The sequence below is a fragment of the Thalassolituus oleivorans MIL-1 genome (genome assembly GCF_000355675.1).
In the GTDB taxonomy this organism is placed as follows: domain Bacteria; phylum Pseudomonadota; class Gammaproteobacteria; order Pseudomonadales; family Oceanobacteraceae; genus Thalassolituus; species Thalassolituus oleivorans.
In genome coordinates this window covers 3,725,910-3,746,114 of record NC_020888.1, presented here as the reverse complement: position 1 = coordinate 3,746,114, position 20,205 = coordinate 3,725,910, and the positions used below count along the sequence as shown (strand labels likewise).

16 protein-coding genes are annotated in these 20,205 nt (G+C 48.0%); 7 read left to right on the top strand and 9 right to left on the bottom strand.

All coding sequences use genetic code 11. From position 1 onward, the window contains the following. The first annotated feature begins 28 nt into the window (after positions 1 to 28). Both glnK and TOL_RS17230 read left to right on the top strand, forming a co-directional pair. Positions 29 to 367 (top strand): P-II family nitrogen regulator, encoded by a 339-nt coding sequence (gene glnK, locus TOL_RS17235; protein ID WP_015488654.1) that lies wholly within the window; start codon positions 29 to 31, stop codon positions 365 to 367. Between the two features lie 47 nt (positions 368 to 414). Continuing rightward, positions 415 to 1,683, top strand: coding sequence for an ammonium transporter (locus tag TOL_RS17230; RefSeq protein WP_015488653.1), 1,269 nt, complete (start codon positions 415 to 417; stop codon positions 1,681 to 1,683). A gap of 130 nt (positions 1,684 to 1,813) precedes the next feature. On the opposite strand, the gene TOL_RS19065 is transcribed toward TOL_RS17230, so the two are convergent. Both TOL_RS19065 and TOL_RS17225 read right to left on the bottom strand, forming a co-directional pair. Next, positions 1,814 to 1,990: a PA3496 family putative envelope integrity protein gene (locus TOL_RS19065; protein ID WP_015488652.1), complete on the bottom strand. Its 177-nt coding sequence runs from the start codon at positions 1,988 to 1,990 to the stop codon at positions 1,814 to 1,816. A gap of 230 nt (positions 1,991 to 2,220) precedes the next feature. Continuing rightward, positions 2,221 to 3,072, bottom strand: coding sequence for an SIS domain-containing protein (locus TOL_RS17225; protein ID WP_015488651.1), 852 nt, complete (start codon positions 3,070 to 3,072; stop codon positions 2,221 to 2,223). Positions 3,073 to 3,291: 219 nt separating this feature from the next. On the opposite strand from TOL_RS17225, the gene uvrD reads away from it, so the two are divergent. Further along, positions 3,292 to 5,502, top strand: a complete 2,211-nt coding sequence (uvrD, locus tag TOL_RS17220) for a DNA helicase II (protein ID WP_015488650.1) — start codon at positions 3,292 to 3,294, stop codon at positions 5,500 to 5,502. 53 nt (positions 5,503 to 5,555) lie between these two features. Then, a complete protein-coding gene (locus tag TOL_RS17215) occupies positions 5,556 to 6,644 on the top strand; it encodes a TRAP transporter substrate-binding protein (protein ID WP_015488649.1) in 1,089 nt (362 codons plus the stop codon). Between the two features lie 54 nt (positions 6,645 to 6,698). Here TOL_RS17215 and rho read toward each other — a convergent pair whose 3' ends face one another. Further along, entirely contained in the window at positions 6,699 to 7,961 is a 1,263-nt protein-coding gene (gene rho / locus TOL_RS17210) for a transcription termination factor Rho (protein WP_015488648.1), read from the bottom strand. Positions 7,962 to 8,174: 213 nt separating this feature from the next. Beyond that, on the bottom strand, positions 8,175 to 8,501 hold the full coding sequence (gene trxA / locus TOL_RS17205; protein ID WP_015488647.1) for a thioredoxin TrxA: 327 nt from the start codon (positions 8,499 to 8,501) through the stop codon (positions 8,175 to 8,177). A 159-nt stretch (positions 8,502 to 8,660) separates the two neighbouring features. Between trxA and ppx the strand changes: the two genes are divergently transcribed. Continuing rightward, positions 8,661 to 10,163, top strand: coding sequence for an exopolyphosphatase (gene ppx, locus TOL_RS17200; protein ID WP_041588550.1), 1,503 nt, complete (start codon positions 8,661 to 8,663; stop codon positions 10,161 to 10,163). Positions 10,164 to 10,227: 64 nt separating this feature from the next. On the opposite strand, the gene ppk1 is transcribed toward ppx, so the two are convergent. From ppk1 to rpiA, 4 genes are all read right to left on the bottom strand, one after another. Next, complete coding sequence (ppk1, locus tag TOL_RS17195; protein WP_015488645.1) at positions 10,228 to 12,327, bottom strand: polyphosphate kinase 1; 2,100 nt, start codon at positions 12,325 to 12,327, stop codon at positions 10,228 to 10,230. Positions 12,328 to 12,336: 9 nt separating this feature from the next. Next, a complete protein-coding gene (hemB, locus tag TOL_RS17190) occupies positions 12,337 to 13,347 on the bottom strand; it encodes a porphobilinogen synthase (protein WP_015488644.1) in 1,011 nt (336 codons plus the stop codon). A 330-nt stretch (positions 13,348 to 13,677) separates the two neighbouring features. Continuing rightward, complete coding sequence (locus TOL_RS17185; RefSeq protein WP_041588549.1) at positions 13,678 to 16,389, bottom strand: intermembrane phospholipid transport YdbH family protein; 2,712 nt, start codon at positions 16,387 to 16,389, stop codon at positions 13,678 to 13,680. 9 nt (positions 16,390 to 16,398) lie between these two features. Continuing rightward, the gene (gene rpiA / locus TOL_RS17180) at positions 16,399 to 17,073 is read right to left on the bottom strand and encodes a ribose-5-phosphate isomerase RpiA (RefSeq protein ID WP_015488642.1); all 675 of its coding nucleotides are present in this window, start codon (positions 17,071 to 17,073) and stop codon (positions 16,399 to 16,401) included. Between the two features lie 56 nt (positions 17,074 to 17,129). Here rpiA and ilvA point away from each other — a divergent pair, with 56 nt between their 5' ends. Both ilvA and TOL_RS17170 read left to right on the top strand, forming a co-directional pair. Continuing rightward, positions 17,130 to 18,698: a threonine ammonia-lyase, biosynthetic gene (gene ilvA / locus TOL_RS17175; RefSeq protein WP_262982166.1), complete on the top strand. Its 1,569-nt coding sequence runs from the start codon at positions 17,130 to 17,132 to the stop codon at positions 18,696 to 18,698. A gap of 59 nt (positions 18,699 to 18,757) precedes the next feature. Continuing rightward, complete coding sequence (locus TOL_RS17170) at positions 18,758 to 19,561, top strand: 1-acylglycerol-3-phosphate O-acyltransferase (RefSeq protein ID WP_015488640.1); 804 nt, start codon at positions 18,758 to 18,760, stop codon at positions 19,559 to 19,561. Between the two features lie 17 nt (positions 19,562 to 19,578). Here TOL_RS17170 and smrA read toward each other — a convergent pair whose 3' ends face one another. Then, on the bottom strand, positions 19,579 to 20,166 hold the full coding sequence (gene smrA / locus TOL_RS17165; RefSeq protein WP_015488639.1) for a DNA endonuclease SmrA: 588 nt from the start codon (positions 20,164 to 20,166) through the stop codon (positions 19,579 to 19,581). Positions 20,167 to 20,205: the final 39 nt, after the last annotated feature.

The window sequence follows — 20,205 nt, the reverse complement described above, 5'->3', positions numbered from 1 at the left end:
AGTAAGTGTTAATTAAAAGGGGTTTTCTATGAAACTCATTACTGCTGTGGTTAAACCGTTTAAGTTGGACGATGTGCGTGAAGCACTGTCTGAGATCGGTGTTCAAGGCATCACAGTGACTGAAGTGAAAGGCTTTGGCCGTCAAAAAGGTCACACTGAGCTTTATCGTGGTGCTGAATACGTGGTGGATTTTCTACCTAAAGTGAAAATTGATGTGGCGGTTGCTGAAGACTTAGTTGAAAAAGTCATTGAAGCAATCACCAAAGCAGCCAACACCGGCAAGATCGGCGACGGCAAAATTTTCGTTACATCCCTGGAACAAGTCATTCGTATCCGCACCGGTGAAACCGGCGCAGACGCTATCTGATTTAGTCCACTTCAAAAGAATTAGAGGCCTGATGCGGGGGGCTTATAATGGAAAATAACGTATACGAACTTCAATACGCCATGGACACCTTTTATTTTCTGGTGTGCGGTGCGTTAGTAATGTGGATGGCGGCTGGTTTCGCCATGCTCGAAGCGGGCCTAGTGCGCGCAAAAAACACGACTGAAATTCTTACCAAAAACGTCGCCTTGTATGCAATTTCTTGCACCATGTACATGGTGTGTGGTTATGCAATCATGTATGGCGGTGGTTACTTCTTAAGCGGTATCACTGAAGTTGATGCAGCATCTGTTCTGGCTGACTTTGCTGGACGTGAAGATGGTTTCCAAGGTGGATCTATCTACTCTGGTGCGTCTGACTTCTTCTTCCAAGTAGTATTCGTTGCAACTGCAATGTCTATTGTTTCTGGTGCCGTTGCTGAGCGCATGAAGTTGTGGGCTTTCTTGGCTTTCGCTGTAGTGATGACTGCATTTATCTACCCAATGGAAGGTAACTGGACTTGGGGCGGCGGTTCTGTCTTTGGTCTGTATTCTTTGGGTGATGACTTCGGTTTCTCTGACTTCGCAGGCTCTGGTATCGTTCACATGGCAGGTGCTGCTGCAGCATTGGCTGGTGTTCTGTTGCTAGGTGCTCGTAAAGGTAAATACGGTCCTAACGGTGAAGTTCGCGCTATCCCTGGTGCTAACCTTCCTCTAGCGACTCTAGGTACTTTCATCCTGTGGATGGGTTGGTTCGGTTTCAACGGTGGTTCTGTTCTAAAGCTTGGCGATATCGCTAACGCTAACGCAGTTGCTGTTGTATTCACTAACACTAACGCAGCGGCCGCTGGTGGTCTTATCGGTGCTCTACTTCTAGCTTACGTATTGTTCCGTAAAGCAGATCTAACCATGGCTCTTAACGGCGCATTGGCTGGTCTAGTAGCAATCACTGCAGAGCCTTCAACTCCAACTCCATTCGTAGCGACTTTGATCGGTATGGTGGGTGGCGTGATCGTAGTACTGTCTATCCTTACTTTGGATAAACTGAAAATCGACGATCCAGTAGGCGCTATCTCTGTACACGGTGTGGTTGGTTTGTTTGGTCTGATGGTTGTTCCAGTAACAAACGGTGATACAACGTTTGGTGGTCAGCTAGTTGGCGCAATCACTATCTTCGTATGGGTATTCGTAGCATCAGCAGTAGTATGGGGCTTGTTGAAAGTCATCATGGGTCTGCGTGTTACTGAAGAAGAAGAATACGAAGGCGTTGATTTGGCAGAGTGTGGTATGGAAGCATACCCAGAATTCACTAACAAATAAGTGAAGCCTCTGTAACAAAAAGCCGGTCAATATGACCGGCTTTTTTTATGTCTTGAATTTAAAAAAAGCATAATTTACAGACAATAAAAAACCGGCTCACTAGCCGGTTTTTTATTAAGTGAATTATTAATTATTCAAAAGAATACGCTTCTAAATCTTGCTCCAAACGCTTCTTCTCTAAGTGCGCTTCGATTGCACGCCGTGCAACCAGTTTTTTGGACATGGATGTCTCTTTATTAACAACAACATTACCATTTTGGTCGAATGATACAGCTTCTACTTGCTCTGATTTAGTCATCTGTTCCATATATCCGTCTCTGGTTGGGATCACATTTCCGGCTGTGATATTACTTGTTATTGTTTGCAATAAGATGACAGGAATGGAGTGGAAATCCAACCTTACGGGTTACTAGATGGGTGTTCGATTAGTCGAAAAGTCCCTATATTTATAGGGTTTAAAGGCAAGCTAATTAGAATTACTGAATTGTTTCAAAATGTATCTTAAGGCATATTTAAAATATGGCGTATTGCGTCTATTTAGTTATCAAGACGTAACGATTTGATGCTGCGTTTAATCGCATTGAGGTGGGCGGCGAATTCTGGGCCTCGTCGTTGGGTTACCGCAACAGCAAGCATATCGATCACCATCAGGTGAGCGATGCGCGAGGTCATTGGCGTAAATTGGTCGGTATCTTCTTCAATATTGATATGAATAGGGAGATCAGCAGCCAAACTTAGTGCGGTGTTGGCAGGTGCTAAGCTAACAACTTTAGCGCCTTGGTGTTGGGCTAATTGCACTGAATGCAGCAAGTCTCTCGTGCGTCCGCTTTGTGATATCGCAACCACCACGTCATTGACACCTAATGTCACTGCCGACATCGACTGCATATGCGGATCGCTATAGGCGGCAGTGGCAACTTGTAGACGAAAGAATTTGTGCTGAGCATCAATGGCAACAGCCCCTGATGCGCCAAAGCCATAAAACTCGACGCGTTGTGCTGTACTGATGGCATTTGCTGCTTTGCCGACTTGAATAGGGATCATCTGGGTTTTAATTTGTAGCAGCCGCTGAATAGTCGTGTCGGCAATCTTGCTGCAAATATCTTCGATGCTATCGTCTTCGACGATGGCAAATTGACCTATGTTGTTGGTGATGGCGATTTCTTGGGCGATACGCACCTTAAACTCTTGGAAGCCGTTGCAACCAATAGCGCGGCAGAAACGCACAATGGTGGGTTCACTCACTTGTGCTTCTTGAGCTAAATCGACAATGCGCATATGCATGACGTGCTGAGGAGCGGCCAATACGTATTCGGCGACTTTTACTTCAGACTTTCGTAACGTAGGCACGGCATTGGCGATTTCAGCCAATATAGGTTTGTTTTTCACGCAAATATCTCAGCCAATAGGCAATGATCTCGATTATACGCAGCCTTGCTTGCAGTCTTCTAGATAAAATCCAATCGCCACACAGTATGTAATGGCTTGCGTGAGTATTAAGCCAAGCTCGCCTCTGCATAAGTCGGTGCTGACAGTAGGCCGCTTCGTTATTCGGTTGCTCCTAAGGTAATGCGTTGGGTTTAATCGCCAATCTGATAAACTTCGCGCATGGATATTTCATTGCTTTTAGATTCTTTGAACGACGGCCAACGCAACGCTGTGGCTGCCAGTTCTCCGCACCAATTGGTGCTTGCTGGTGCCGGTTCGGGTAAAACTCGAGTACTGGTGCACCGTATTGCTTGGTTGTTACAGGTTGAGAACGTGTCACCGTTTGCCGTGATGGCGGTGACCTTTACCAATAAAGCCGCTAAAGAAATGCGTGGCCGGTTGGAGCACTTACTCAACATTCCTTCAAATGGATTGTGGGTGGGCACATTTCATGGCTTAGCGCACCGCTTGCTAAAACAGCATTGGCAAGAAGCCAAGCTGCCACAGCATTTTCAAATTTTGGATAGCGATGATCAGCTGCGTGTGATTAAGCGCTTGATGAAAGCACATAACATTGACGATACACGTTATCCGCCGAAACAAATTCAGTGGTATATCAACGGCCAAAAAGACGAAGGTCGACGCGCCGCACATGTTATGCCATCAGGTGATCCCTTCGGGCGACAGTTGCACGACTTTTATTATATTTACGAAGAAAATTGCCAACAAAATGGCTTGGTCGATTTCGGCGAAATATTATTGCGTGCGCACGAATTATGGCTGCATAACCCTGACCTATTAGCTCACTATCAACAGCGTTTCCGCTATATTTTGGTGGACGAGTTTCAAGATACCAACAATATCCAATACGCATGGATACGCTTATTAGCAGGTAATAAAGTCTCGGTGATGGCCGTTGGTGATGATGATCAATCTATCTACGGTTGGCGTGGTGCTAATGTCGGTAATATTCGTGATTTCCAAAAAGATTTTCCGGGTGCGGAATTAATTAAGCTTGAGCAAAATTATCGTTCTACCGCGAATATCTTAGCGGCCGCCAATGCGGTGATTGCGAATAACCAAGGTCGTCTTGGTAAAGAGTTGCGTACCGATGATGAAGATGGCGAAAAAATAGTTCTCTACAGCGCCTTCAATGAACAAGATGAAGCGCGTTATATCGCTGATTTAGTCGACGAATGGGCTAAAGCCGGTCGTGCGCGTACTGACATGGCGATTTTATATCGCTCTAATGCGCAGTCGCGGACACTCGAGGAAGCGCTATTGCGTGCGGGCATTCCTTACCGTATTTATGGTGGCCAGCGTTTCTATGAGCGCCTAGAAATTAAGAACGCGTTATCGTATTTGCGTTTAATGTTAACGCGCGATGATGATGCGGCAATGGAGCGTGTCATTAACGTACCTGCGCGTGCCATCGGCGAAAAGAGCGTTGATATTTTGCGCAGCTTTGCCCGCGATCATGGCTGCTCGTTATGGCAGGCTGCAGCCGGTGCGATTAAACATGGTTTATTGCCTAAGCGTGCGTCGGCAGCGGTGCAAAGTTTCCTCGATCTTATCGACGAACTCAGTGTCGGGATGAATGACTTGCCTCTGCATGAATTGATGGATCAAGTTATTACTAATAGCGGATTAATTGAGCATCATCGCAAAGAAAAAGGCGAAAAAGGCCAAGCGCGCATTGATAACCTTGAAGAGTTAATTAATGCGGCTAAACAATTTGAGCCATCCGCTGCTGAGGCTGAAGATCCGCAAGCCGATGATCTATCCCCTATTGCTGTGTTTCTTGATAGCGCGGCACTGGATGCCGGTGATGCACAAGCGGATGAGTACGATGATGCGGTGCAATTGATGACGCTGCACTCAGCCAAAGGCTTGGAATTTCCGCAGGTGGTATTAGCCGGTGTGGAAGAAGGTTTATTCCCGCATAAGATGTCGATGGATGAAGCCGATGGCCTTGAAGAAGAGCGCCGTCTTGCTTACGTCGGTATAACCCGCGCCATGGAAAAGCTGATTATTACTCATGCTGAAAGTCGTCGTTTATATGGCCAAGAGAACTTCAGCACGCCATCACGTTTTATTCGTGAAATACCTTCGGATTTGATTCAAGAAGTGCGCTTAAAAAATAGCGTAAGTCGTCCGTTAACGGCCCGAGACCGCAATAACTATGGTGGCTCAAGTTATCAGAGTGAGCCTGCGTTCGTGCAGACACAATATCCATTTAGTCTTGGTCAGCGCGTCTATCATGAGATGTTTGGTGAGGGCATGGTATTGCAGTTTGAAGGGCAGGGGCCGGGATTGCGTGTGCAAGTGAATTTTGACGACACCGGCAGTAAATGGCTGGTCGCGAGTTTTGCTAAACTGGAAGCTTTATAAATCGCACTCAGTGCGGGTAATGTAATAACCAACAATAACAACAGGAGAAGCACGTGAAACGTTTAATGACTGTTTTACTCGCTGCGGCAACGACATTGATGCTAGCAGGCTGTAACAAGGATTGTGAAACACCCGCCGGTGAAGCAGCACCACAACAAACGTATAAATGGAAGCTGGTAACGTCTTGGCCGAAAAACTTTCCAGGTTTAGGTACGGCTCCTGAGCGCTTTGCCAAAGAAGTCGAAGCGCTGTCTGGTGGCCGTTTAAAAATCCATGTATACGGTGCCGGTGAATTGGTGCCTGCTTTACAGGTATTTGATGCTGTATCGCAAGGCACGGCAGAGATGGGTCATAGCGGTGCTTACTACTGGAAAGGCAAAGCAGCAGCGGCGCAATTCTTCACCTCTGTTCCCTTTGGTTTAACCGCCCAAGAAATGAACGGTTGGATCCAATACGGTGGCGGTCAGCAATTGTGGGAAGAAGTTTACGCGCCTTTTAATATCCTGCCGATGTCGGGTGGTAATACCGGTGTACAAATGGGTGGGTGGTTTAATAAAGAAATTAACAGCGTTGACGATCTTAAAGGTTTGAAAATGCGCATTCCGGGTCTAGGTGGTGAAGTATTAGCGCGCGCAGGCGGTACGCCTGTGACATTGCCGGGCGGCGAAATCTTTACCTCATTGCAAACGGGTGCTATCGACGCGACGGAATGGGTTGGGCCTTATAACGACCTAGCCTTTGGCTTATATAAAGTAGCGAAATTCTATTATTATCCAGGCTGGCATGAGCCGGGCTCTATGATGGAGTTTTTAATCAATAAAGACGCCTACGCGACTTTACCAGCCGATCTGCAAGCCATTGTTCGTGTTGCCGCTAAAGCGGTAAATGATGACATGCTGGCTGAATACACCACCCGCAATCAAAGTGCTTTGGTTGAGTTAATAGAAAAACATCATGTCGATGTGCGCCCATTCCCTGCCGATGTATTGCAGACATTAAAAGCTCTATCTCATGAGGTTGTGGCGGAAGTCGCTGCTGGTGACCCTATGTCAGCTAAGGTGTATGAATCGTTCTCTAGCTATCGCGATAAAGTGAAGGCGTATCACGCCGTTAGCGAACAAGCTTATATCAACGCTCGCTAGATTTAAGTTATAAAAAAACCGCCTTTTGGCGGTTTTTTTATGTTCCAAAGATACTTACTTGCCACCACGCATGGAGTCGAAGAAGTCATCGTTGGTTTTGGTCTGACGCAGCTTATCAAGCAAAAACTCGATACCTTGGACATCTTCCATTTCTGAAAGCAGACGGCGCAGAATCCATAGGCGTTGCAATGCCGCTTCATCAAACAGCATGTCTTCGCGACGAGTACCAGAACGACGAATGTTGATCGCTGGGTAGATGCGCTTTTCAGCGATCTTACGATCAAGATGCAACTCTTGGTTACCAGTACCTTTAAATTCTTCGTAGATCACTTCATCCATCTTAGAGCCGGTATCCACCAATGCCGTAGCAATAATGGTTAATGAACCGCCTTCTTCGATATTACGAGCCGCACCAAAGAAACGTTTTGGTTTTTCTAGTGCGTTGGCATCAACACCACCAGTCAGTACTTTACCGGACGATGGGATCACTGTGTTGTAAGCACGTGCTAGACGCGTTACTGAATCGAGAAGAATCACGACGTCACGCTTATGTTCAACCAAACGTTTCGCTTTTTCGATAACCATTTCAGCCACTTGAACGTGACGTGCTGGTGGCTCATCGAACGTAGATGCAACCACTTCGCCACGTACAGAGCGTTTCATCTCGGTTACTTCTTCAGGACGTTCGTCGATTAGAAGTACGATCAATTCAACATCTGGAGAATTGCGAGTGATGGCTTGAGCGATAGTTTGCAGTAGCATGGTTTTACCGGCTTTCGGCGGTGCTACGATCAAACCACGTTGGCCTTTACCAATCGGCGCGACTAGATCCAATACACGCGAAGACAAATCTTCTGTGGAGCCGTTGCCGGTCTCTAGGATGAAGCGCTCGTTTGGAAACAACGGCGTTAAGTTCTCGAACAGAACTTTGTTTTTAGCATTTTCCGGCTTGTCGTCGTTGATTTCAGCGACTTTAAGCATGGCAAAATAACGTTCACCTTCTTTTGGCGGACGTATCTTACCGGCAATTTTGTCACCTTTACGCAAGTTAAAGCGACGAATCTGGCTCGGTGATACATAAATATCATCCGGCCCTGCTAAGTAAGAGCTGTTAGCACTACGTAGAAATCCGAAACCGTCTTGCAGGATTTCTAGAACGCCGTCGCCATAGATGTCTTCACCACTTTTAGCGTGATGTTTCAGTACGGCGAAAATGATGTCTTGTTTACGGGTACGGCTTACGTTCTCTAAATTCATTTCTCGCGCAATGTCGAGAAGTTCGGGAACGGATTTCAGTTTTAGATCAGAAAGATTCATAAGGGATTTTTATTGCAGTGTTATTGGAATTTGATAAGAAATCAAAAGAAGGAGGCACTGGCAGAACCGCCATGCAGACATCTTCGAACGAGATAATAAATGACGATGTCATTCGTAGATGCGTTAAGCAATATAGACATATTAAAATGGCATGTCCACACAAAAAGGCGAAGTATTTTGCCTTTTTGTGTGGTTAATCGACAATCGGCCTATTTAGATCGCTTGTTCGATGAAGGCAACTAGCTCAGATTTGCTCATTGCACCGATTTTAGTTGCTTCAGCAGCGCCGTTCTTAAATAGAATTAAGGTTGGAATGCTGCGAATACCAAACTTAGGCGCAGTCGCTTCGTTTTGATCGATGTTCAGCTTAGCAATCTTAAGTTTGCCAGCATATTCTTCAGCGATTTCTTCCAAAACAGGAGCAATCATTTTGCATGGGCCGCACCACTCTGCCCAGAAGTCCACCAGTACTGGCAAGTCAGAGCCTAGTACGTCGGCGTCAAAAGAATCGTCTGTTACGGTCAGAATGTTGTCGCTCATGAGTGTATTTCCCCTGTGGATATCAAAGATAGCAAACCCGCATTGTACGCCGCAGTGATATGGAATCAATTGGATTCTGTACTGGACGTAGCGCCGATTGGCCTGCATATTCTCCTATAGATATGGGTTATCACGAGAATTTCAAGTCAACGCATGAATATGACATCTTCACCCGATGCGCCACGGGAGTTAATGGCAGCAGTAGATCTCGGCTCTAATAGCTTTCATATGGTTGTTGCGGAGGAGTTTCAGGGTGAACTTCGCACGTTGGAAAAGCGCGGACAAAAAGTCCAATTAGCAGCCGGTTTGGACAATCAAAGCATTCTTTCGGATGAGGCCATGGAGCGCGGTCTTGTTTGTCTGCGTGAATTTGCCCAGCGTTTACAGGGCATGGACCCCGCGCGGGTCAGTGTATTAGCCACTAACGCCCTGCGCGCGGCTCGCAATCGCCAAGTGTTTATTGAGCAGGCGGAAGCGGTGCTGGGGTATCCGATTGAGGTGATTGCTGGGCGTGAAGAAGCCCGTCTCATCTATCTTGGTGTAGCGCACACTCTCGCCGATGATGGCGGCAAGCGCTTGGTGGTCGACATCGGTGGTGGCAGTACCGAGTTTATTATTGGCGAGCGTTTTGAGCCGCGTGCACTAGAAAGTTTGCACATGGGCTGTGTGTCGTTCACGCAGCGCTACTTTCCGGATGGCAAAATCACTAAAAAAGGTTTTAAAGAAGCTGTCGCAGGCGCACGCCGTGAGTTGCTGAATATTGAAGCCAACTATAAAACGATTGGCTGGGAAAGCGCCGTCGGTTCTTCGGGTACTATTCGCGCGGCTGAGCAAGCCATGATTGAGAATGGTTGGAGTGAAGAAGGGATGACGGCTGATGGATTGGCCAAGTTGGTGGAATTCACATTGCAGTTTGAGACTATAAATGACGTCAACATTAGTGGTGTTAAACCCGAGCGTCGCCAAGTGTTTGTTGGCGGATTGGCCATTTTAACCGCGGTATTTGAAACCTTCGATTTAAAGCGCATGGTCTATTCCGATGGTGCCTTACGTGAAGGTGCTCTATGGGATTTGGTTGGGCGCTCTAGTCATGAAAATGTACGTGAACGCACGATTGATTCGTTACAGGAACGCTTTTACGTCGATACCAATCAGGCGACACGCGTTAAGGTCATGGCAGCAGCGCTGTTTAGCCAAGTGAAAGCGGATTGGTCGTTGAATAAAGAGGCTTCTAATTCGTTGGCGTGGGCCGCAGAGTTGCACGAAGTTGGATTGAGCATTGCTCACAGCAGCTTCCATAAGCACGGAGCTTATTTACTGCAACATTCCGATTTATTAGGGTTTACCCGTCAAGGGCAAACTATGTTAGCGGTACTGGTGCGTAACCATCGTCGCAAAATTCAAAAAGATGAAGTGTCTGTTCTTTCCAAGCGGCAGCAAACTACTGCTTTGCAGTTAATTCGCTTACTTCGCATTGCCGTGGTGCTGAACCATAGCCGCGATGCGCATGAAGTGCCGACACCGGTATTAACGGTCAACGGTGATGATTTAATGTTAGCCATGCCTGAGGGGTGGCTGGAAGAGCATCCTCTAACGGCGACTGACCTAGCAGCCGAAGTTGATTATCAGAACGCGGCAGGAATGAAGCTTAGCGTTGCTTAAATCTGGTATAAAAAACGGGCTAACCATGAAAATGGTTAGCCCGTTTTGTTTCAAGCTTATGCTGTTAAGAAGCGCTAGCGGCGAGTTTTTCTAACAATACCGCCTGTGCTTTTATCATAGGTTCGTTAGCGCCCGGTTGCGCACGGACATAGGTGCCATCAGGTTGTAAATCCCAAGCTTGGCAGTTATCCAACATGTAGATTTCTAGTTCATCCTTCATGCGTTCTTTAAGTTTCGGAAACTCAATCGGGAAAGCGGTTTCTACGCGACGGAGTAAATTGCGCTCCATTAAGTCGGCGCTGGCCGCATATATTTCGTCATTACCGTCGTTAAGAAAATAGAAAACACGGGTATGTTCTAAGAAACGACCAATAATCGAGCGCACACGGATATTATCCGACACGCCCATAATTCCTGGGCGCAAGCAGCACTGGCCGCGAATGATAAGATCGACTTTTGCCCCTGCTTGAGAAGCGCGATATAGCGCACGAATAACTTTAGGTTCAGTTAATCCATTGGCTTTTAAACGAATAAGGGCAGGCTTACCTGCCTGAGCATGCGCGGCTTCGCGATCAATCATCTGAATAAGACGTTTATGCAAGGTAAACGGAGCGTGGAATAATTTTTTAATACGCAGCGCTTCGCCCATTCCCGTTAATTGCTGGAATACTTTGTGTACGTCTTCACCAATCGAATCGTCGCAGGTTAGAAAGCTATAGTCGGTATATGCGCGGGCGTTACCGGCATGGTAGTTGCCCGTACCTAAATGCACATAACGTTTATATTTAGTACCTTCTTTTCGCACGATCAGCATCATTTTAGCGTGGGTTTTATAACCGACTACGCCATATACGACGACGGCTCCTGCTTCCTGTAAGCGGTTAGCAAGGTAGAGGTTTTCTTCTTCGTCAAAGCGCGCACGCAGCTCAATAACAACGGTCACTTCTTTGCCGTTACGAGCCGCATCCACTAACGCGTTAACGATCTCGGATTTGGCTCCGGTGCGGTAAAGCGTTTGCTTGATGGCGCGCACGTTGGCGTCTTTTGCGGCTTCACGCAGCAAATCGACCACCGGTGTAAACGACTCAAAAGGATGCAGTAATAAGGTATCGCGGAAGCGAATGCTCTCGAAAATACTCTTCTTAAAGTTGATGTTCTTTGGCAAGCCCGGAGTGAATGGTGGATATTGCAAATCAGGGCGAGAAATTTGTCCGATCACTTCAATTAAGCGCCCCAAGTTAACTGGACCATTGACGCGGTATAAATCAGTCTGTTCTAGGTTGAACTGATTTAGTAAGAAGTCGGTGAGTTCTTCTGGGCAGTTATCCGCTACTTCTAAGCGCATTTCTTCGCCGAAATTACGCGAATGTAATTCGTCTTCCAGTGCAGTTGCTAAGTCGGCGGTGTCGTCGTGGTCGATATCCAAATCGGCATTACGCGTTACGCGGAACTGATAACAACCTTTAATGGTCATGCCGGGGAATAATTCATCAGCGTATTCGTGAATCATAGACGACAAGAAAATAAAGCAGTCGCCGCCACTGGTCAGCTCATCGGGTAAGCGTACTGTACGTGGGAGTGAGCGTGGTGCCGGAATAATCGCTAAGCCGGTTTCGCGGCCAAAGGCGTCTTTGCCTTCGAGGGCGACAATAAAGTTAAGGCTTTTATTCACTAAGCGCGGGAAGGGATGTGACGGATCTAATCCAATCGGGCTGATGAGCGGCTGGATATTGTCGTCGAAATACGAGCGTACCCAGATGCGTTGTTCATCGTTCCATTCCGCACGGCGTAAAAAGTGAATATCTTGTTCTTTTAAGGCCGGTAGTAGCGTGTTATTTAGAATTTCATACTGACGTTCAACCGTGACGCTACAAAGGTTATGCACTTCGCTTAATACTTGCTGCGGGTGCATACCATCGGCACCCGCCTGTTCGCGGGCAAAGGCTAATTGCTGAGTTAGGTTGGCGACCCGCACCTCATAAAATTCATCGAGGTTTTTGCTAAAAATACATAAAAAGAACAAGCGATCGAGAATCGGATGACTCTCATCGAGGGCTTGTTCTAATACCCGAATATTGAACTGTAAATGGCTCAATTCGCGGTTGATGTAATATTCGCTGCTCTGTAAATCGATAACAGGTAGGTTGTTATCTTGGTCGCTCATTGCCTTTCCTTAACGGTTAATCCACTCCGCATACTGTTTAGCGTAGTAGGTCAAAATGCCATCGGCACCGGCGCGTTTGATGCAAAGTAACGATTCTTGCATCACCGCATTGTCATCTAACCAACCATTCAAGGCCGCAGCCTTGTGCATGGCGTACTCGCCACTAACTTGATAAACAAAGGTAGGGGCCTGAAATTCATCCTTAACACGACGCACGATATCCAAATACGGCATGCCAGGTTTAATCATCACCATATCGGCGCCTTCGGCCAGATCTAGCCCCACTTCATGCAATGCTTCATTGCTGTTGGCTGGATCCATTTGGTAGGTTTTTTTATCCGCCTTGCCTAAGTTTGCCGCCGAGCCAACCGCATCGCGGAACGGGCCGTAATAGGCGGAAGCATACTTGGCGGAATACGCCATGATGCGCGTGTTCACAAAACTTTCTTCTTCTAACGCTTCGCGGATATCGCCAATGCGACCATCCATCATATCGGACGGCGCGACGATATCAGCACCGGCTTCGGCATGCGACAGCGCTTGTTGTACTAGTGCTTCTACAGTGCGGTCATTCAACACATAACCGTTTTCATCAATGATGCCGTCTTGACCATGAGTGGTGAACGGATCAAGCGCTACATCCGTAATCACGCCCATTTCTGGGACTGCATCTTTAATCGCACGCACAGCTCGTTGCGCTAAGCCGTTTGGATTAAAGGCTTCTTCCGCCAATAACGACTTGGCGCTGGCAGGTGTTACCGGAAATAGCGCGATCGCAGGCACACCAAGCTTGTATAAATGTTTAGCTTCTGCGACCAATAAATCAATCGACACTCGTTCAATACCCGGCATCGAAGGTATCGGCTCACGCTCTTGGTGCCCCTCAACCACAAACATCGGATAAATCAGGCTATCCACCGTCAGCTGAGTTTCGCGCATCAAACGACGTGAAAAATCATCGCGACGCATACGGCGCAAGCGCGTTTCTGGAAAGAAGCGTTGAGCATCGTTAAAAGCCATGGTGGATCTCCTAGCTGGGCGGGTCGAGTTAACATAAAAACCCGATTGTAGCCTGCTTTCGACTATAGATTCTGCATAGAAGTGTCGATGGGGGCAGTTTGAAGTTGGAATGTTACGGATTTATGACAAGGTGGCGGGTGTTGGCGAGGTTTTGCGGCTGACGCTGCGGTTCTTTTTGTTAATACGAAATGTATGTTTTCCGTAGGAGGTACTCAGGGAGCGCCAGCGAGCAGTGCCGAATACGGCGCAAAACAATAATCGGGAGTACGAACAAAAAACGTTCGTCGACTCCCTCCTACAACATCATTCGTATCCAGTGTTCTAAAACCCTTACCGATATTTCGCTTCGACCTTCTCCACCACTTCGTTGGTAATCCGCAAGCTCTCCAACAAATCCAGCAAGTTATAATCCAAATTAATGTTCAAATGCGTTGCTTGGCCGCCGAAGAAGTCAGGATTTTTGCCTTGAAACTGCAGAGCGATATTGAGGCTGCCATCAGGTTGATACTGAATGCCAGATTCGAGCTGATTGTAGAGGAAGTTGTCGAGTAAGTTCATGGCCATGCCGACGGTTTGGTCGCTGCTTTTTAGGGCTTCGCCAGCGCTGCTGCGGTATTGAATAATGCCACCGGGATCACGAGCGAATAAGTTGCCGCCCGGCACCATGGGACCTTCGGGGGTAAGTACGATTGGTAGCATGCCGTCTAAAACACCGGAGGCATTGATGCCAGAGTCTGCTTCGAGTTTGGCCAGTTCACTCAGTTGAATATGATCTAAGCGTATACCGAATGCGTTGATTTCTTTACGGCTGTCGTAGCGAATCAATGGGGTGTAAACGCGGCCACCGAGTATGTCGGTGTGCATTTCGTAGATGTCGACCAAGGCGTAGGAGAAGTCGGCAGGAATGCGAGTTTGGCTACGTGCGAGTATGTTTTTAAGGGCGATACCGTTATCCAGTTTGCCCCCAGATACTTGAGCGTCCAACAGGTAGTCGCCTCCCTGTGGTCTGCGTAGGGCGAGCATGGCATTCCATTCTTCCAGCGCCATGCTGTTGTCGTACAGGGCATTAAAGCCATCGGCTCGCAGCATGGTATCGGGGGTTATATTCCACTCGGCGTCTGGATTTTCGGCATTGGGCCCTTGCCAGTCGATCCAGCCCTGACCAGACAGTAAACCACCAAGCAGTTGTACTTTGGTTAGGTTGGCCATGTCATCTAAGCCGAGCTTGCCCCAATCAAGCGGCGCATCGTTCAGGTGCCATTGCATACTGCCAGTACCTTGCAGCAAGTCATGTTCTACGTGAGTGCGCAGGTTGAACTGCTTTTTCGCGGCGCTGAGTTTTAGGTCGGCCAGTATGCGTTGTCGAGTTGGGTTGTAGGTAATGGCAATCGGCCCATTAATTTGCATATCAGGAATTGGCCATAAATCCCACTTGGATTTGCCTAAACGGAGTTTCATTTCGCAATTACCTAACAGCTGATCGAGCAACATTAGGCTGCTCAGGCGATCAGGTTCACAGCTAATTTCATTGCGTTTAAAGTGTAGGACACGGTCTCCTTGGCTTACATCGAAGGCGGCAATTTCTACCGTGAGCGGTTCTGCGTCGATCACAGGTAGGCCACGTTCATCGGTGAAACCATGGACGTTTAAATTCGGCAGTAGAGTTAGGCTCAATGGCTGTGTCTGCCAGCCGAGATAAGGCCCTAGAATAAGATGTGGCTGAATGCCGTCGGTGCTGGTGACTTGCCAGTGTCCGTCGTTGCTCATGTTAAAATCGAGCCTGCCATCGGCTTGCAGCGCGGCACGTGGAATGGGCGGTTCGGCGTTTAAATTTTCGGGTTGAGTGCCTTTGATTGATAACGGCAGTGTGCCGCTGATGCCTTTGGCTTGCTGCCATTTCAACTCGGGCAACAAGGATATCTGCATGCTGGCAGGGCCTTTAACGGCAGTGTTGATTTTGCTGTTGAGTTGGCATTCGTTGAGTGCTGCATTGCAGCGTGAGCTGATGTCGAGTGGGCCTGCTGTGAGTGTCCAATCATCATCGGCTACTTTCATTAAAAGATTCAGTTGCGCGCTATTCGCATCAATCACCCAGTCGTCTGCAGCACTTGCTTTATCAATACTGACAGTGAGTTGGGTCGCGGCCATTTGAGTGTTTTCGTTCAGTGCCAAGGCATCGCTTTGAATATCCGCTTTCAATTGAACAATGAGATCATCGGGAATGCGTACGGTGTTCGGGCTGCGAATATCGGCACTTAGATGCAGATTGCTCAATGCCAAGGGTAAATCGGCGAGCGCGGGGAGACGCTTGCTTAGGGCGGAAGCATCGGTGCGCTGATCGAGTGTTAGATGACTTTCGCTGTCATTCTGGTCTAAGTGACCATAAAGCTGAGCTAGAAGAGTTTCGCTCTCGGACACCATTAGCAGTAAGTCGCCGGATTGTTGGAGCTGCAATTCGATTTGCCAAGGTAAAGGCAAGTTGTTTAGTTGAGCATCACCATTAACGCGCCACAGTTCAGGTGTCAGGGTGGCAGATAATGTAGCGCTGACCTGCGGGTGCTGAATAATGATATTCGGTGCGTCGATGCGTTTCAGTGGCAATGCCATTAGGTCGGCGAGAAGAGGCAGTTCAATCGTCTGTGCTGTCGCTAAGCCATCTGTGTTTACACTGGCTGCATCGGGTAGGTCTTTGCTGGTTTGATCCGATAAATTAACAAGGACGCGTTCGATGGTGAGGCTGTCTAGCTGCCCGAGTAACAGGTCTTTTGGATCATAATTTAGCTGAAGATTACTGATATCTATCTGGGTGTTGGCGTCTGGCATTAAGCGCAAATGATCAATATTGATATTGCGCCAGCCAACGTGGTCGACGTGCAACTCGCTATTCGGGCCCACACTGTCGCGCAACAACAGCGGCAGTATTTGGTTGAGCATGGGCTGTAATAGCGAGGGTAAAAAAAACAGCCCTGCGCCTGCGAGTGCTGCAAGTACCAGCAGGGCAAGAAGAAAACGCCAAAGCCATCCGTAGCATGTTTTCAACATAGGGTCGGGTTATGCGCCACGAATGGTTTTAACGCCATCTTGAGTTCCTAGGAGCAATACATCCGCTGGACGCAGAGCAAACAAACCATTGGTGACAACACCGGTAATTTGGTTGATGCGGGTTTCCAAGTCAGCGGGTGAACTGATCTGCATGTTGTACACATCTAAAATGACATTGCCGTTGTCGGTAATTACGCCTTCACGCCAAGTTGGGTCACCGCCCAGTTTGACCAATTCGCGCGCCACATATGAACGCGCCATTGGAATAACTTCGACCGGTAGTGGAAAAGTGCCCATCAAACCCACCAGTTTTGTTTCATCGGCGACGCAGATAAATTGTTTTGCCACCGCGGCAACGATCTTTTCACGCGTCAGTGCCGCACCACCACCTTTGATCATTTCAAGACGATCATTGATCTCATCAGCGCCATCAATGTAAACATCAAGGCTGTCTACGGCATTTAGATCGTACACGTGAATACCATGATCACGCAGACGCTGTGCTGACGCTTCGGAGCTAGCAACCGCGCCATCAAACAAGTGTTTGATGCTGGCCAGAGCATCGATGAAACAGTTGGCGGTAGAGCCAGTACCAACACCGACAATGCTGTTGTCGTCGAGTTGGGGTTTGATGAGATCGACCGCGGCTTGGCCAACGGCGCGTTTCAGTTCGTCTTGGGTCATGGTGGGTCACTGAGTTAAGTAAGGATACGGCGAATTATATGCATTGATGCGTTACAATGCGCGCCTTGCGTATTACATTTTTGGCACTCTCCGCATTGGATACCCGTATGTTGAACGATTACCTCAAAAAAATACTCGCAGCGCGCGTCTATGATGTCGCCATAGAGTCCCCCTTGCATGTCGCTAACTTCTTAAGTGAGCGATTGGGTAATCAAATTTGGGTCAAGCGTGAAGATAAGCAGCCAGTGTACTCGTTTAAGTTGCGCGGTGCTTACAACAAGGTGGTGCAATTAACCGATGCGGAAAAAGCCGCCGGTGTGATCGCTGCCAGCGCGGGCAACCATGCGCAAGGCTTAGCATTAGCAGCGAAAGAGCTTGGCATTAAGGCCATTATTGTTATGCCGCGTACGACACCCGAAATCAAAGTGATGTCGGTAAAAGCCCGTGGCGCTAAGGTTGTTCTTTTTGGCGATTCGTTTGATGAAGCGTTAGCGCACTCGCAAAAGCTGGTGGAGGAGAAAGGCTACACCTACATCCACCCGTATGATGATCCCGATATCATTGCTGGCCAAGGTACCGTAGGAATGGAGATTCTGCGTCAGCTAAGTACAGCCCCTGATGCCATTTTTATTCCGGTAGGTGGTGGTGGCCTGTGTGCGGGCATCGCCGCTTTTGTAAAAGCACTAGCACCGCAAGTTCGTATCGTTGCTGTCGAAAGCACCGAATCGGCATGCTTAGCGGCAGCCCTTGCGGCGAAAGATCGAGTGGTCTTGCCACAGGTTGGTATTTTTGCTGATGGCGTCGCTGTCGCTCAAATCGGTAAGCACACATGGGAAGTTTGCAAAGATCATGTTGATGAAGTCATCACCTGTACGCCGGATGAGATCTGTGCGGCGATTAAAGATATTTTCGATGATACCCGCGCCATCTGTGAGCCTGCCGGCGCTTTAGCCTTAGCTGGACTGAAGAAGTACGTTGAGCGCGAACAGTGTCGTGATCAAAATCTAGTCACCATCATGAGTGGTGCCAATATGAACTTTGATCGCCTGCGTTACATTTCTGAAGTGGCTGAAATCGGTGAAGGTCGCGAAGTCATTTTGGCGGTTACGATTCCGGAAGAGCCGGGTAGCTTTCAGCGTTTTTGCAGCTTGCTTGGTAAGCGCCCGATCACAGAATTTAATTATCGCTTCGCTGATGAAGGCAAAGCGCAGATCTATGTGGGTGTAAAAGTTGGTGCAGAAGTCGGTGCTCGTGATGCTCTGCTGGCTGAGCTGCATGGCGACGACTACCCAGTGCTTGATATTACCGATAACGAAATTGCTAAATATCATATTCGCCATATGGTCGGCGGTCATGCGCCAGCGGCAGTCACTGATGAGCGTGTCTATCGCTTTGAGTTTCCTGAGCGTCCGGGGGCTTTGCTGAATTTTTTACGCAAGTTAGGTAAGAAATTTAATATTTCGTTGTTTCATTATCGCAATCACGGGGCCGCGTTTGGTCGTGTGCTGGTGGGCTTGCAAGTTACTGACGACAAGCGCGATCAATTGCATGGCTATCTGGAAGAGCTAGGCTACGGTTATTGGGATGAAACCGAGAATACGGCGTATCAGCTATTCTTAAGGTAATTAAGTTTTAATAAACGTACTTGAGTGCATTAGGGTATTTGCATTTAAGGCACTGAGTAATGACGGATCAGCACCTTGCTGATCCGGTCTATTGTCCCAACAATGCAAATCCTATTGTTCTAGGTATAGAGAGTCCTATGTTACCTGCGCTGCGTGCCGCTTTATTAATTCCGTATTTTATTTTGGGTTGTACTGCGGGTTTGTTGCTATGCATCGTTCGACCTTTTCATCCCAACAATACCCGCGATTGCGCTAAGTTATTTTCGTGGGGCCGCTATATTCTGGGCGTGCGAATGACAGGCTTGAATGAGTCTCCTGTGGGGAATGGTCAAGCTGTGTATTTGGCAAATCATCAAGATAGTTTGGATGTATTTATCTACCCAGGTTTATTACCCGGCAATATCGCTATTTTGGGTAAGAAGGATTTGATGTACATCCCAGTGTTTGGGCTGCTGTTTTGGTTGGCGCGGAATATATTTATCGACCGTGGCAACAAAAGCAAAGCATGGGAAACCATGGCTACCGTCGCCAACCTAGTAAATAAACGTGCTTGCGCACTGTATATTTTCCCGGAAGGAACTCGCAGTCGAGGCAAAGGTTTATTGCCATTTAAAAGTGGTGCTTTTGTTCTAGCGATTGAAGCGGGTATCCCTGTGGTGCCTATTTGTTACAGCAGCACCCATAAGAATATAGATCTTGGTCGTTGGAAATCTGGACGTGCGTTAGCTAAGTACTTAGAGCCAATCAGTACTGAAGGCATGACCAAAGACGATGTGAAAGCTTTGGCAGAGCGTTGCCATGCCCTAATGGCGGAAGGTATTGCTGAACTGGATGCCCAAATAGCACGCGAGAATGGTAACTGAGACTATTAAGCAAAGGGCTAGATTCGCCCTTTGCTAAATTGCTCCCGAGCTAACTGCTTCTTACGATCACTTTTGCGTAGCAGTACATAAAAAGCGCCGCTACCGCCATGATGAGGTTGAGCTGTGTGATACCCTTGGACGTCGTCTAAGTCTTCCAGCCAATGCGCTAAATAGCTCTTCAGTACCGCTGGATCGCCAATACTGCGGTCGCCTTTGCCCGGTAATATGAGCACGCTACGAATATCGGCAGCCAAACAGTCGCGCACAAATCGAAACACCTCTTGGCGTGCTTGCTCTATGGTTCGGCGATGTAAATCCAAGCGTGCCTCAATATCGTACTTACCCAGACGCAGCTTACGAAAAACGCCGTCCTGTATACCAGGGCGTTTGAAGCCGACCACATCATGTGGGCCAATACGAACCACGTCTGTTGTACTCAGATGATTTGGGTCGCGTTTCAGCGCATGAGTTTCGTCGAGGGCTGCTTGGCGGCGCGCCTCTGCATCGCCGACTAATGGTGTTTTGCGTAGAGTCACTTTCTCTCGAATTTGAATGCGCTCTACGCCCTGCATCTCTTGTAAAAATAACTCGTCGTCTTGATCCATAACCCTTTCCGCCGCTAGTGAGTCTTCGAGCGCAGGCAC

Excerpts from the sequence above, each read along its gene's own strand:
- uvrD (WP_015488650.1), top strand. The coding sequence starts at position 3,292 with ATGGATATTTCATTGCTTTTAGATTCTTTGAACGACGGCCAACGCAAC.
- hemB (WP_015488644.1), bottom strand. The coding sequence starts at position 13,347 with ATGGCTTTTAACGATGCTCAACGCTTCTTTCCAGAAACGCGCTTGCGC.
- glnK (WP_015488654.1), top strand. The coding sequence starts at position 29 with ATGAAACTCATTACTGCTGTGGTTAAACCGTTTAAGTTGGACGATGTG.
- trxA (WP_015488647.1), bottom strand. The coding sequence starts at position 8,501 with ATGAGCGACAACATTCTGACCGTAACAGACGATTCTTTTGACGCCGAC.
- smrA (WP_015488639.1), bottom strand. The coding sequence starts at position 20,166 with ATGGATCAAGACGACGAGTTATTTTTACAAGAGATGCAGGGCGTAGAG.
- ppx (WP_041588550.1), top strand. The coding sequence starts at position 8,661 with ATGACATCTTCACCCGATGCGCCACGGGAGTTAATGGCAGCAGTAGAT.
- ppk1 (WP_015488645.1), bottom strand. The coding sequence starts at position 12,327 with ATGAGCGACCAAGATAACAACCTACCTGTTATCGATTTACAGAGCAGC.
- rpiA (WP_015488642.1), bottom strand. The coding sequence starts at position 17,073 with ATGACCCAAGACGAACTGAAACGCGCCGTTGGCCAAGCCGCGGTCGAT.
- TOL_RS17185 (WP_041588549.1), bottom strand. The coding sequence starts at position 16,389 with ATGTTGAAAACATGCTACGGATGGCTTTGGCGTTTTCTTCTTGCCCTG.
- TOL_RS19065 (WP_015488652.1), bottom strand. The coding sequence starts at position 1,990 with ATGGAACAGATGACTAAATCAGAGCAAGTAGAAGCTGTATCATTCGAC.
- TOL_RS17230 (WP_015488653.1), top strand. The coding sequence starts at position 415 with ATGGAAAATAACGTATACGAACTTCAATACGCCATGGACACCTTTTAT.
- TOL_RS17170 (WP_015488640.1), top strand. The coding sequence starts at position 18,758 with ATGACGGATCAGCACCTTGCTGATCCGGTCTATTGTCCCAACAATGCA.
- rho (WP_015488648.1), bottom strand. The coding sequence starts at position 7,961 with ATGAATCTTTCTGATCTAAAACTGAAATCCGTTCCCGAACTTCTCGAC.
- ilvA (WP_262982166.1), top strand. The coding sequence starts at position 17,130 with ATGCGCGCCTTGCGTATTACATTTTTGGCACTCTCCGCATTGGATACC.